The following is a 12,669-nucleotide window of genomic DNA, read 5'->3' on the forward strand; positions in this document are numbered from 1 at the left end:
ATTCAATATATTCAATTCGTAGATGTGGCGCCAGGCCCCGGCCGCCGGTGTGCCACCTGGTCGGTCCGCTCACAGTCGCGGGGCTGGGGCGGGGCTCAGCGCAGGCCGGCGAGCGTCGCGACGCGCAGGGCGGCGTGCAGCTCCCGCCGCACCAGTCCGTCGGACAGATCGACATCGGTGATCGCGCGCACCCGGTCGAGTCGGTAGTACAGCGTGCTGCGATGCACGTGCAACTCCTGCGCCGTGCGCTGCGCATCGCAACCGCAGTCGAGGTAGGCCTCGAGGGTGCGGGCGAGGTCGGGACCCGACTGCTCGTCGAGCAGTCGCTGCACCGGCGCCGGCAGGTCGCTCATGGTGATCCTCTCGAGCGGCAGCTGCAGCAGCACCCGGTCGAGGCCCAGCTCGTCCCAGTGCACGACGGGGCCCCTGGTGGGATCGATCGACGCGCCGCGAGCGGCGATCCGGGCCTCGCGGCGCGAGCGGTGCGCAGCGGCCAGCGGGGAGTGCGCCCCGCCGACTCCCGCGCGCAACGACGTAAAGGCGGGCAGGGCCAGCAGCGCCGCGAGTCGTTCCCGATCGATCTCATAGGGCACCACGAGCACGGCCTCGCCGTCGATCACGGTTCCGACCGCCTTGAGCGAGGGGAACACCGGGATGGAGGCCAGTGCGCGGTCGAGCGCCAGCCGCAGGGTCGCCGAGCCGGCATCAGCGCCCGGCGGGGGCGAGAGGGTGATCACGGTGTAGTGCGGCACGGGCGAGATCAGCCCGCCGGTGAGCAGCTCGTCGGCCGCCCTGGCGCGCTGATCGGGGTCGCCGTCGAGCAGCGCCGTCACCAGTCGCAGCGCGCGGTCCTCGTCCTCGCGGTTGCCCAGGGCCATCGCGGCGAGGATCATGCCGATCTGCGCCCTCGCCTCGCGGATCGCGTCGTCCTCGACGAGCTCCGCATCCGGCGCCTCGTCGGGGATCGTCGCCGAGATGTACCCGACCAGGTGGCCCTCATGGCGCACCGGCGCGACGTGGCGGGTCTTCCCGCCGTCCAGCGGCGGGATCCGCACGGGGCCGTCGGCCTGCCCGACCCGGTACTCGCGGATCGAGTCGCGGGCGCGCGAAGATCCGCGGTGCGAAAGGATGATCGCGAGCCGGGCATGGTCGACGTCGCGGTCGTGGACGCTGAAGGCGATGACGTTGAAGTCGACGTCGAACACGATGATCGGCCGGCCGAGCCGGTCGGCGTACGCCTGTACTTGCCCTTCGAGATTCATCGCCCACCTCACTACGCGGCGCGGTGCGCGCACCGCCCGATTGTATGTCGTCGTCCGAGCCGGGGCCGCGCGACTTGTGGCCCCCGGAACAACGATCTATATTCAATATAGTTATTTTCCGAGAGAGGCGAAAACGTATGGCGAAGATGACAGGCGGCGACGCGCTCACCCAGGCCCTGATCAGCGAGGGGACCGAGACCGTCTTCGGCATCCCGGGAGTGCAGCTCGACGGCCTCACCGACGGCATGTACCGCCGGCAGGACGAGCTCGACCTGCTCGTGCCGCGCCACGAGCAGAGCACCACCTACATGGCCGACGGGTACCACCGCGTCACCGGCCGTCCCGGCGTCGCGATGGTCGTGCCCGGTCCCGGAGTGCTCAACGCCGGCGCCGGCATGGCCACCGCCTACGCCTGCTCCTCGCAGGTCATGCTGCTGGCCGGCACGATCCCATCGACGCTGGTCGGCTCCGGCCTCGGCGCGCTGCACGAGATCCCGAAGCAGACCGAGACGATCGAGGGCCTGACCAAGTGGACCGCGCGGCCCACCCGGGTCGAGGAGATCCCCGAGCTCGTGCACGAGGGCTTCCGCCAGATGCGCACCGGGCGTCCGCGCCCCGTGGCGCTCGAACTCGGCCCCGACATCCTGCACGCCGTCGCCGATCTCGAGGTCGGCGATCCCTTCGCCGTCGAGGCGCCGGTCGCCCCCGAGGACGGGGTCGCCGAGATCGCGGCGATGCTGGCCGCGAGCAGCAAGCCGGTCTTCCACGTGGGCGGCGGCGTACGCGGGCCGAAGGCGTTCGAGCTCGTCGCCCGCCTGGCCGACCTGGTCGACGCACCCGTGGTCATGAGCGAGAACGGGCGTGGCGCGATCGACGCCCGCGACCCGCACGCGCTGCCGGCGTTCGCGCTGTGGGGGCTGCGTGAGACCGCGGATGCCGTGGTCTCGTTCGGCAGTCGCTTCCTGACCCCCTTCGGCCAGCAGCTGAACATCGGCGACGCCCGCCTCGCGCTGGTCAACATCGACGCCGATGACCTGCGCGCGCCGCGCCGGCCCGACATCGCAGTGAACGCCGACGCCACCGCCGTGCTCGAGGCGCTGGTCGACCGCGTCGAGCGCCGCGAGGGCTGGGGTGGCGAACTGCGCCGGCTTCGCGAGGAGTGCGAGGCGCGGGTGCGCGCCGAGGTCGCCCCGCAGATGGCCTTCGTCGACGCCATCCGCTCCGCGCTTCCCGCCGACGGCATCTTCGTCAACGAGCTGACCCAGATCGGCTACGTCTCCACCTACGGCTATCCCGTGCACGCCCCGCACTCCTACGTCTGGCCCGGCTACCAGGGCACGCTCGGCTACGCGATGCCGACCGCGCTCGGCGCGGCCGTGGGCGCCGGCGGACGCCCGGTCGTCGTCGTTACGGGCGACGGCGGCATCGGCTGGTCGCTGCAGGAGTTCGCGACGGCGAAGAAGTACGGTATCCCGCTGATCACGGTGCTCTTCGAGGACAACCGGTTCGGCAACGTCTGGCGCATCCAGCGTGACACCTACGGTGGGCGCTTCATCGGCTCCGACCTGACCAACCCCGACTTCGAGCTGCTCGTCAAGGCGTTCGGCATCGACTTCACGCTCGCCGAGGATGCGGATGCCGTGCAGCGGGCGATCGGCCAGGCGATCACCGCCGGCCGACCCGCGGTGATCAAGGTGCCGGTCGACGTGTTCCCGTCGCCGTGGGGCTTCATCCACGAGAAGAAGCACTGACCGCGCCCGCCGTGCCGGATGCGGGTCCGTCACGGCGGCGCGCGCGGGGATGCATCGTGTATGTCTAATCTGTAGACACGCCTGCCCTCGGTGGTCGTCGTCGGAATCGAAGGGGAGCGTCATGTCGCAGATCACCAACGCCGCCGTCGCGGTGCAGGTCGCCCGTGCCCTGGAGGAGGAGATCACCTCGGGCGGCTGGCGTCCCGGGCACTTCGTCGGGCGCAGGCAGGAGCTCGCGGCGCGGTTCGGCGTGGCTCCGGCGACGCTCGGCGAGGCCATCCAGCTGCTGCGCTCCCGCGGCGTGGTCGAGGCCAAGCCGGGTCCGGGTGGGGGCATCTTCGTCGCCGCGCGCTCGCCGTTCATGCAGCTGAGCGACCAGCTGCTGCGGCTGCGTGAGGGGAGCGCGACCCTGACGAACTGCCTGCGGGTGCTGGACGCGCTGGACGGCGCCGTGCTGCTCGACGCCGTCGAGCACGCCACCGAGGCAGACATCGCCGACATCAGCCGTCTCGCGCAGGAGCTCGAGGCCGCCTGGGGCGCGCCGGATGCCGCATCCGCCATCTGGGTCCTGCATGCGCGCATCGCGCGGGTCACGCCGAACGAGCTGCTGCGCAGTCTGTACACGAACCTGGTCGACTACATCACGCTCGAGGAGCTGGAGGGCGCGACCGCCCCGAGCACCCCCGAGCGGCTGCGCACGCACCTCGATTTCGCCGAGGCCATCGCACGCCGCGATCATGCGCTCGCCGCATCCGCCGTGGAGCGGCATCGCGGCACCTCGATGGCCGACGTGCTGTCCTGATCCGCCCCTGCAGAGGGTTGACAGCAGACCGTTGGCCACCTAATGTTCATATTCAATATTAATAATTTCTTGCGCTCAGAAGGAGCTGCCTGATGCTCGAGTTCCGCAGCGTCATCGACGACATGCTGGCCGCCCCCAACCGACCGGCCGGGGCCACGCCGCCGCCCATCCGGCTCTCCCAGAACGAGATGCCGTGGAGCCCCGCCGACGTGATCGTCGACGCCATGTCGGCGGCCGCCCGCACCGCGCACCGTTACCCCGACTACCACCGCACCGCCGCGCGCGAGGCCGTCGCCGCCTCGATGGGGCTCGACGCCGGGCGCGTCGCGATCGACAACGGCTCCGGCTCGCTGCTGCACGGTCTCGCCCGGCTGGTGTGCGAGACCGGCGTGAACGGCGTGTACTGCTGGCCCTCCTTCGAGGCCTACCCGGCGGCGCTCGGCCTCGCCGGCGCCAGCCGCACGCCTGTCGCGCTCGCCGACGACGGCGCCATGGACCTGCCCGCCATACAGGCGGCGATCGGCGACGACACCCGCATCGTCTACCTGTGCAACCCCAACAACCCGACCGGCGGGTTCGTCGGCGTCGAAGGCATCCGCGAGTTCCTGAGCGCCGTGCCCTCGAAGGTGCTGGTCGTGCTCGACGAGGCCTATCGCGAGTTCGTGACCGCCGAGCCGGTCGATGCAACGCAGACGCTGCTCGACGAGTTCGAGAACCTGGTCATCCTGCGCACGCTGTCGAAGTCGCACGGCCTCGCCGGCATCCGCGCCGGCTACGCGGCGGCCTCGCCGCGCGTCGCCGAGGCGCTGCGACGCACCTCGGTCGGCTTCGCTTTGAACGGCGTCGCCGAGGCCGCCGTGATCGCCGCCTTCGGCCCCGAGGCCCAAGTCGTGTCGGCAGAGCGCATCGCCGCGATCACGGCCGAGCGCGAGCGGATGCAGCAGGCGCTCAGCGCCGCAGGCGTCTCGTTCCTGCCCAGTCAGTCGAACTTCATCTTCCTGCACGGCGACGCGCAGGACCTGATGACCCGCTTCGCAGCGCAGGGCGTGCTCGCCCGCCCGTTCCCGCAGTCCGGGGGTGCCCGCGTGACCGTCGGGCTGCCGGAGGAGAACGACGCGGCCCTGTCCGCCCTGCTCTGAGCGGACCTGTCCGAACCGGCCTCCGACACTGTGTCGGAGAGGCCGGGGAGGACTTCGGAGCGGCGACCGATGCTCATCCCGACCCTCGGTTCGTACGCTGACCAGACACCACGGACGCAGCGGTCCGCACCCGAAGCGGGACCGCGACGACGCCCACACTTTGCGCGAAGGGAAGTGGCAGTGACCGCGACGATGGATTTCGAGCGCGACCGGCGGGCCTCGCTGCGCCGCTCGATCACCGGCGGTGCGCTGTGGTCGGCATTCGTGCTCGCTCTCGCGCTGGTCTTCGTGTACCCGGTCTCGATGATCATCATCGGCACGTTCCGCGACGGGCTGCCCACACAGGCCGCACCGCTCACGCTCCAGGGCTTCCTCGACGCCTTCACGTCGGAGATGACCTGGGAGACGCTGCTGCACTCCACGATCCTCGTGGTGGTGTGCGGCGCGATCGCGGTCGCCGGCGGTGCGATGTTCGCCTGGGTCGGCGCCAACACCAACGTGCCGGGCCGGCGCTGGCTCACCCCGCTGATGGTGATCAACCTCTTCATTCCGCCGCTGTTCCACACCATGGGCTGGCTCATGCTGGGCAACAAGCAGAACGGACTGCTCAACCAGCTCGCCCAGCTCGTCGGCCTGCCCGAGGGCTTCATCAACATCCAGTCCTGGCCGGGACTGATCATGCTGCTGTCGCTTGGCTACATGCCCTTCGCCTACCTGCTGATGCTGGGCGCGTTCAAGAACCGCGACCAGGCCCTCGACGAGGCCGCCGCCATCAGCGGCGCGGGCACGCTGCGCACCTTCTTCACCATCACCATCCCCTCGGTGGGGCCCGCCATCACCGGGGCTGCGCTGCTCATCGCCGTGCTGGTGTTCCAGTCGTTCGACAGCCCGCAGATGATCGGCCGCCAGGCCGGCATCCACGTCTTCTCGACGCAGATCTACCGCTACATCCGCGACTCCGTGCCGGCCGAGTACACCCGGGCCTTCGCGCTGGCCCTCATCCTGATCGTGCTGGTGCTCGTGCTGTTCCTGCTGCAGCGCGCCCTGCTGCGCGGACGCAGCTTCACCACCCTCACCGGCAAGACATCGCGCCGCGAGCCGCAGGAGCTCGGGCCGGTCCGCTGGGTGTTCGCGGTGCTGATCTGGATCTTCATGCTGCTGAACCTGATCCTCCCGCTGGCGGCCATGATCATCGGCAGCATGCAGAAGATCTACGGCGTGATGAGCCTCGGACTCTCGCTCGACAACTACGTCGCCATCCTCGACGACCCCAAGCTCAGCGCCACACTCACCACCACCGCGCAGCTCGCCCTGCTCGGCGGCTTCGGCTCCATGGCCGTGGCGTTGCTCACCACCTACGTCGTCGCGCGGCGCGGCGGCTTCCTCAAGGCCTACACCTCGTTCGCGGTGTGGATCCCATGGGCCCTGCCCGGACTGGTGCTCGCCCTGGCCTACATGTTCGCGATCCTCTACATCCCGGCATTCCGCCCGCTGTACGGCACCTCGGCGCTGATGACGATCGTGCTCATCGTCGCGACCATCCCGGTCTCCAGCCGCATCGCCGAGGGCGCGCTCGCGCAGCTGTCGCCCGAGCTGGAGGAGGCCGGTGCGATCTCCGGCGCCAACCGGATGCGGGTGCTGGTCAGCATCGTGCTGCGCCTGGTGCTGCCGAGCTTCTTCGCCGGATGGTTCCTCGCGGCTCTGTTCATCATCGGCAACCTGGCGGTGCCGCTGCTGCTCGCCCCGCCGAAGGTCACCCCGGTCGCCATGGCGGCGTACGAGCTGTTCCTCTCCGGTGAGATGAGCACCGGAGCCGCGCTGTTCATGATCATCCTGCTCGCCGCCACGGTCGTGGTGGTGGCCGGTGCCGTCATCATGAAGGCCGTCTCGGCGCTGCAGGCCCGCAGGGGCCGATCCGGCACCTCCCTTTCCCACATCGCATCCTGACGATCACCCAGGCGCCAAGACCGACATCGTGACCCGACGAACATCCAGCGCCGCACCCGTCCCGAACCACCAAGGAGAAGAATGATGAAGTTCACATCCGCCCTGCGCGTCGCGACAGCCGCCGTCGCGATCGGCAGCCTCGCCTCGCTCGCCGCCTGCTCCAGCTCCGCCGCACCGCCCGCCGAGCCGGGTGGCTCCGGCGAGACGATCGAGATCCCCGGCGCGAGCGCCGAGGCCACCGAGAAGCTCAACGAGTTGTACCAGGCGGCCGTGGAGTCGGGGAACACCGACATCGTGTTCTACGGTCCGTCGGCGAGCACCTCCCAGGCGCTCCTCGAGGTCTTCACCGACCGCTTCCCGGAGGTCTCGGTCACACTGAAGGACATGGCCGACGCGCAGATCCTGACCACCATGCAGACCGAGGCCGCCACCGGTCAGCGCGTCGGCGACCTGTGGTGGGGCGGCGACTCGATCCAGGCCGCACGTGAGGCCGACATCTGCACGCCGATCGACGTCGTCACCGGCCCCGAGGGCTGGGACCCGCCGACCGCCGAGGAGGACCGCCTGATCTACTTCGCGTACCGGATGTTCGGCTTCGCCTACAACAGCGACGAGGTCAGCGAGGACGAGGTGCCCAAGAGCTGGAACGACCTGCTCGAGCCGGAGTGGAAGGGCAAGATCGCGATGGGCGACCCGAACGCGGGTGCCCTCCGTCACATCTTCACCGGGATGCTGCGCCCCGACGGGCAGAAGGACAAGTTTGGCGAGGAGTTCATCGAGGACTTCGCCGCGCAGGACCTGCAGTACGTCGACCCCGAGCGCAACGTCTCGGCCGAGATTGCCAGCGGCCGCTTCCCGGTCGGCGCCGGAGTGTTCTACGGCTACTACCTGCAGCAGAAGGAGAAGGGCGCCAACGTCGAGTTCGTCTTCCCACTCGAGGGCGGCGGCAACTTCCTGAGTCGCTCCAGCCTGTGCGCGGCCAAGGACGGCCCCGCGGCTGAGGCCACCGAGCTGTTCGTGAACTGGATCTTCACCGAGGAGGGCCAGCAGGCCCTTGCCGAGAAGGACCTCTCGTACGGCAACACGCCCACCGCCCCCGGCCCGGAGGGCATGGCGTCGCTCGACAAGATCGACAAGCTGCCCTTCGCGAACCCCGACCCCGAGTTCAACAAGCCCTTCTTCGAGTACATCGAGAAGACGTTCAAGAACCCGAACGCCCAGTAAGAACCGCACGGGACGACAGAGAGAGCGCACATCAGCATGACTGAGGTCCAGGTTTCCGGACTGACCAAGCGATACGGCGGCAAGTCCGCTCTTCACGGGCTCGATCTCACGATCGGCTCGGGGGAGTTCGTCACCCTGCTCGGCCCTTCGGGCTGCGGCAAGACGACGACGCTGCGCTGCCTCGCAGGCTTGGAGAGGCCGACCACGGGCCGCATCACGATGGGTGAGCGCATCGTCGTCGACACCGAGCGGCGCACGTTCGTGCCGGCCGACAAGCGGCACGTGGGCATGGTGTTCCAGAGCTACGCGCTCTGGCCGCACATGAGCGTCGCCGAGAACGTCGCCTACCCGCTCAAGGTTGCAGGCCTCGGTGGGCAGGACAGGCAGAAGCGTGTGCGCGAGATGCTCGGCGCCGTCGGCCTGGCCGATCTCGAGAACCGTCCCGTCACGGCCCTGTCGGGCGGTCAGCAGCAGCGCGTCGCACTCGCGCGTGCGCTGGCCGCCCGACCGGGCATCATCTTCTACGACGAGCCGCTGTCGAACCTCGACTCCAAGCTGCGCTACCAGATGGGTCAGCAGGTGAGGGCGCTGCACAACCGGTTCGAGACCACCTCGGTCTACGTCACCCACGATCAGGAGGAGGCGATCACCCTCTCCGACCGCATCATCGTGATGAGCGAGGGCGCGATCGTGCAGGATGGTGCGCCGGCGGAGCTGTACGACCGCCCGCGTTCGGCATACGTCGCCGACTTCATGGGCTTCCAGAACATCCTGCCCGGCACGGTCGTCGCCGTGTCGGACGGCATCGCCGACGTGCGGGTCGACGGCACCGCCCTCGTGATCGCCGGCACGGCCACTGAGGACGTCGCCGTCGGGGATCGCGCCGACGTCGCGTTCCGCGCGGCCCATGTGCGCATCGATGCGCAGGATGCCGCCGCCGGCGCCGGACGCTTCGAGGGAGCGGTCGAGCGGAGCACCTACCTCGGCAGCGCCGTGAACCTGCTCGTCCGCGCCGACGGCCTGCCGCTGCGTGTGCGGGTGGAGACCTCGGAGTTGCGCGCCGAGGACGTGCCGGGCGTCGGCGACGCGCTGCGCTTCGCGGTCAACCCCGCCCGTGCGGTCGTGATCCCGCAGGCATCCGCCGAAGACGACTACCTGACCGTCGAGACCAACGCGATCGTCTCGCCCCGCTGACGCACCCGACCGCAGAGAGGAAAACATGAGTGATCTGCCCGCCCCCCGTTCCGACGGGCCGCGCGTCCGCGAGCTAGCCGAGATCGGAGGACGCTCCGACACCCGCGACGTGCTCGCACACGCTACGAAGCAGGCAAAGGACGACTACGACGACTACTTCATCGTCGACATCGACGCTCACGTCTCGGAGGACCACTTCTGGGGTGAAGTGCTCGAGCTCATCGACAACGACGTGTGGCGCGACTTGGGCATGAGTCAGTACGCCGGCTTCGCCGGCAACAACGCGCTGCTGAACATCCAGCCCGGAATGTCACACCAGAGCGTCGGCGGACGTATCGGTCATCAGGGCCGTAAGGAGCCCGTGGAGGGCACCGAGGGCCATCCGTTCGTCACCGCGGCCAAGCGCGGCATGGACGCCATGGGCCTCGACTACCAGGTGGTGTTCCCCAGCGCCATGCTGCTGCTGGGCATGCACCCGCAGGACGAGGTGGAGGTCGTGCTCGGCCGAGCGTTCAACCGCTGGCTGACGGAGGCCATCCTGCCGCCGAACCCGCGCCTGAAGGGCATGCTCTACCTGCCTTACAACACCCCCGAGGTTTGCGAGGAGCTCGTCGAGAAGTATGCAGACGACCCGGGCATCATCGGTTACACGGTGTGCTCGACTCGCAACAACCCGGTGCACTCAGACGTCTACACGCGCCTGTACAAGCTCATCGAGGACAGCGGCAAGCCGCTTGCGTTCCACTCCGGCTACCACTGGGGAGACCCCTCGTTCGCGCAGTTGAACCGTTTCCTGTCGATGCACGCACTGTCATTCACGCACTACAACCAGATCCACGTGACCAACTGGATCATCAACGGCATGCCCGAGCGGTTCCCGAAGCTCAAGATGGTGTGGGTCGAGAGCGGTCTGGCGTGGATCCCGTTCCTGATGCAGCGACTCGACCACGAGGTGCTCATGCGCCCGAGCGAGGCGCCAGGGCTCAAGCGGCTGCCGAGCGAGTACATGAAGGAGATGTGGTACACGACGCAGCCGATGGAGCGCACCAACATGGAGTTGCTCGAAGCGACCATGAAGTCGTTCAACGCCGAGACGCAGCTGCTGTACTCCTCGGACTGGCCGCACTGGGATTGGGATGCACCGTCGACCATCACTCGCCTGCCGTTCCTGTCGGAGCAGGCGAAGCGCAACATCCTCGGCCTGAACGCAGCGCGGGTGTTCAACCTCCCAACCGACCGCCAGAAGCCCACCGCGGAGCAGGTGCTCCAGAACCGACCAGGAGTCTCGTGATGACTGAACCGATCGCCGCCGCGGAGCTCGCGGAGCTGCAGGGCCTCGTCTCCCGTCTCGGTGAACTGACTCGCCATGTCACCGAACGGGAGCTCGGCGCTGAGGTCTCCGATGAGCAGATCGCGGACGTGCTGTACGCCGCCGCACGACTGTTCTCTGCGAAGCAGGATCGGGTCGGGAAGATCGCCTGGCCGATCCGCGAAGATGCGCTAAACGCGACCGAGACCGTCGTGCTCGTGACGGCGCTGCTGGATGCTGCGGATGTGAACCTGTTCGATATGGCGATCTGGTACCGGAGGGCCGTATGAGCGCCGCCATAGTGCGTCGTGACATCGTCGTCGCGAGCCTCGAGGACCTCAGACAGCGTGAGCGGATCGTGCTCGACGTCGACGGCGCCGAGTTCGGCTTGTACTTCCATGCCGGTGAGGTGCGCGCCTGGCACAACATCTGCCCCCACCAGGGCGGTCCGGTCTGTCAGGGAAAGATCATGCCGCGCACTGTGCAGCTTGTGCGCGGCGAGGACGGCCTGAAGAGCGGCGGGCCGGGGTTCCACCCCACCGACCGCAACATTGTCTGCCCCTGGCACGGGTTCGAGTTCGACATCCTCACCGGAAAGCACCCGGCCGACCAGCGAGTCGGCCTGCGACCGCTCCCGGTGCGGGTCGAGGGCGACGACGTCATCGTCACGCTCTGAGGCGTCCAGACCGGGAACCCACTCGAAGGGGCGCGGATGCTGCGGCATCCGCGCCCCTTCGTCGTCTCCGCGACACCGGGTCGCACACGATGCTCCCAACCGGGCGGTTCTAGGCTTGAACCGTGAGCGACTACATCGTGCGCGCGGCGCGCAGCACCGACATCGCCGACATCCACGCCCTCCTCGAGCCCCTCGTCGACCAGCGCATCCTGCTGGGCAAGGATCTCGCCGTGCTGTACGGAGCTGTGCAGGAGTTCGTCGTCGCTGAGGCCGACGGCGTGCTGATCGGTTGCGGTGCCCTGCACGTGATGTGGGAAGACATCGGCGAGGTGCGCACCCTGCTCGTGCGCGATGACTGGCTGCACCACGGAGTCGGCCGCGCCATCGTCGAGGATCTCGAACGCCGCGCGCGCGAACTCGGCCTGTCGCGGCTGTTCTGCCTCACCTTCGAGACTGAGTTCTTCACCCGCCGCGGGTTCGCGCCCATCGGCGAGCAGATCGTCGACGCCGACGTCTACTCGCAGCTGCTTCGCAGCGGGGACGCCGGCGTCGAGGAGTTCCTCGACCTCGCCCACGTCAAGCCGAACACGCTCGGCAACACCAGGATGCTCAAGCACCTGAACTAGCCTGGAACGCATGCCAGGAACTCCCGCACGCCGCCACTCGCCGGCGGTCTATCGCCGCCGCAGGCTGGCCGTGCTCATGGTGCTCGTCCTGGTGGTCGCCGCCGTCGCAGCGGGGGCCTGGCTCGCCATCGCGCAACCCTGGAATGCGGCATCCGTGTCGGCGCCGAGCTCCACGGCCACCGCGACGCCGTCCGGCGACGCGTCCGAATCGCCCGCTCCGACCGATTCCGCCGAGCCGGAGCCGTCCAGCACGCCCGAGATCGTCGCGTGCACGGCCAAGGACGTCGAGGTGAAGGCGGTGACGGATGCGGACTCGTACGCCGCCGACGATCTGCCGCAGCTGTCGATCGCGCTCTCGAACGTCAGCGACCAGGACTGCACGATCAACGTCGGCTCCAGCACCCAGAAGTTCACGGTCTCCAGCGGTACGGACGTGTGGTGGCGATCGACAGACTGCCAGACCGATCCGAGCGACATGATCGTCACGCTGAAGGCCGGCACCGACGTGAGCAGCGTGACACCGGTGGTGTGGGATCGCACCCGCTCGTCGGTCGACACCTGCGATCAGAAGAACCGTCCGCGGGCACCCGGCAACGGTGCCTCGTACCACCTGGCCGTGTCGATCGGTGGCTTCGAGAGCGCCATGACGAAGCAGATCATCCTGCGCTGAGGCCGGTTCCACGCCGGGCCGAATCCCGGTGCGGATACGGCTGACACGGCCAGAATCTTGGGATACCAT

12 protein-coding genes are annotated in these 12,669 nt (G+C 68.7%); 11 read left to right on the forward strand and 1 reads right to left on the reverse strand.

Annotation, left to right across the window (positions count from 1 at the left end; translation table 11 throughout):
* Positions 1 to 95 precede the first annotated feature (95 nt).
* Positions 96 to 1,295: a helix-turn-helix domain-containing protein gene (locus RIN43_RS07460; RefSeq protein WP_309128272.1), complete on the reverse strand. Its 1,200-nt coding sequence runs from the start codon at positions 1,293 to 1,295 to the stop codon at positions 96 to 98.
* A gap of 104 nt (positions 1,296 to 1,399) precedes the next feature.
* On the opposite strand from RIN43_RS07460, the gene RIN43_RS07465 reads away from it, so the two are divergent.
* The 11 genes from RIN43_RS07465 to RIN43_RS07515 all read left to right on the forward strand — a co-directional run bounded on the left by RIN43_RS07465 (position 1,400) and on the right by RIN43_RS07515 (position 12,600).
* Complete coding sequence (locus tag RIN43_RS07465) at positions 1,400 to 3,013, forward strand: thiamine pyrophosphate-binding protein (protein ID WP_309128273.1); 1,614 nt, start codon at positions 1,400 to 1,402, stop codon at positions 3,011 to 3,013.
* Positions 3,014 to 3,134: 121 nt separating this feature from the next.
* Positions 3,135 to 3,815 carry an FCD domain-containing protein gene (locus RIN43_RS07470; protein ID WP_309128274.1) on the forward strand — a complete coding sequence of 227 codons (681 nt, stop codon included), beginning with the start codon at positions 3,135 to 3,137 and terminating at the stop codon, positions 3,813 to 3,815.
* 92 nt (positions 3,816 to 3,907) lie between these two features.
* Complete coding sequence (locus RIN43_RS07475; RefSeq protein WP_309128275.1) at positions 3,908 to 4,954, forward strand: aminotransferase class I/II-fold pyridoxal phosphate-dependent enzyme; 1,047 nt, start codon at positions 3,908 to 3,910, stop codon at positions 4,952 to 4,954.
* Between the two features lie 180 nt (positions 4,955 to 5,134).
* The gene (locus tag RIN43_RS07480; protein ID WP_309128276.1) at positions 5,135 to 6,901 is read left to right on the forward strand and encodes an iron ABC transporter permease; all 1,767 of its coding nucleotides are present in this window, start codon (positions 5,135 to 5,137) and stop codon (positions 6,899 to 6,901) included.
* Positions 6,902 to 6,985: 84 nt separating this feature from the next.
* Positions 6,986 to 8,125: an extracellular solute-binding protein gene (locus RIN43_RS07485; protein ID WP_309128277.1), complete on the forward strand. Its 1,140-nt coding sequence runs from the start codon at positions 6,986 to 6,988 to the stop codon at positions 8,123 to 8,125.
* Positions 8,126 to 8,161: 36 nt separating this feature from the next.
* A complete protein-coding gene (locus tag RIN43_RS07490; RefSeq protein ID WP_309128278.1) occupies positions 8,162 to 9,319 on the forward strand; it encodes an ABC transporter ATP-binding protein in 1,158 nt (385 codons plus the stop codon).
* Between the two features lie 25 nt (positions 9,320 to 9,344).
* A complete protein-coding gene (locus RIN43_RS07495; protein WP_309128279.1) occupies positions 9,345 to 10,610 on the forward strand; it encodes an amidohydrolase family protein in 1,266 nt (421 codons plus the stop codon).
* The gene (locus RIN43_RS07500) at positions 10,610 to 10,918 is read left to right on the forward strand and encodes a hypothetical protein (protein ID WP_309128280.1); all 309 of its coding nucleotides are present in this window, start codon (positions 10,610 to 10,612) and stop codon (positions 10,916 to 10,918) included. The genes RIN43_RS07495 and RIN43_RS07500 overlap by 1 nt, the downstream gene beginning before the upstream one ends.
* Positions 10,915 to 11,304, forward strand: coding sequence for a Rieske 2Fe-2S domain-containing protein (locus tag RIN43_RS07505; RefSeq protein WP_309128281.1), 390 nt, complete (start codon positions 10,915 to 10,917; stop codon positions 11,302 to 11,304). The genes RIN43_RS07500 and RIN43_RS07505 overlap by 4 nt, the downstream gene beginning before the upstream one ends.
* Before the next feature lie 122 nt (positions 11,305 to 11,426).
* Complete coding sequence (locus RIN43_RS07510) at positions 11,427 to 11,930, forward strand: amino-acid N-acetyltransferase (RefSeq protein ID WP_309128282.1); 504 nt, start codon at positions 11,427 to 11,429, stop codon at positions 11,928 to 11,930.
* Between the two features lie 10 nt (positions 11,931 to 11,940).
* Positions 11,941 to 12,600, forward strand: coding sequence for a hypothetical protein (locus RIN43_RS07515; RefSeq protein WP_309128283.1), 660 nt, complete (start codon positions 11,941 to 11,943; stop codon positions 12,598 to 12,600).
* Positions 12,601 to 12,669 lie beyond the last annotated feature (69 nt).

The sequence above is a fragment of the Microbacterium sp. genome (assembly GCF_031178445.1).
Classification (GTDB): Bacteria; Actinomycetota; Actinomycetes; order Actinomycetales; family Microbacteriaceae; genus Microbacterium.

What these genes read in the sequence shown, in the direction of transcription:
- RIN43_RS07465 (WP_309128273.1), top strand. Translation starts at nt 1,400, where the DNA reads ATGGCGAAGATGACAGGCGGCGACGCGCTCACCCAGGCCCTGATCAGC.
- RIN43_RS07470 (WP_309128274.1), top strand. Translation starts at nt 3,135, where the DNA reads ATGTCGCAGATCACCAACGCCGCCGTCGCGGTGCAGGTCGCCCGTGCC.
- RIN43_RS07475 (WP_309128275.1), top strand. Translation starts at nt 3,908, where the DNA reads ATGCTCGAGTTCCGCAGCGTCATCGACGACATGCTGGCCGCCCCCAAC.
- RIN43_RS07485 (WP_309128277.1), top strand. Translation starts at nt 6,986, where the DNA reads ATGAAGTTCACATCCGCCCTGCGCGTCGCGACAGCCGCCGTCGCGATC.
- RIN43_RS07490 (WP_309128278.1), top strand. Translation starts at nt 8,162, where the DNA reads ATGACTGAGGTCCAGGTTTCCGGACTGACCAAGCGATACGGCGGCAAG.
- RIN43_RS07495 (WP_309128279.1), top strand. Translation starts at nt 9,345, where the DNA reads ATGAGTGATCTGCCCGCCCCCCGTTCCGACGGGCCGCGCGTCCGCGAG.
- RIN43_RS07500 (WP_309128280.1), top strand. Translation starts at nt 10,610, where the DNA reads ATGACTGAACCGATCGCCGCCGCGGAGCTCGCGGAGCTGCAGGGCCTC.
- RIN43_RS07505 (WP_309128281.1), top strand. Translation starts at nt 10,915, where the DNA reads ATGAGCGCCGCCATAGTGCGTCGTGACATCGTCGTCGCGAGCCTCGAG.
- RIN43_RS07515 (WP_309128283.1), top strand. Translation starts at nt 11,941, where the DNA reads ATGCCAGGAACTCCCGCACGCCGCCACTCGCCGGCGGTCTATCGCCGC.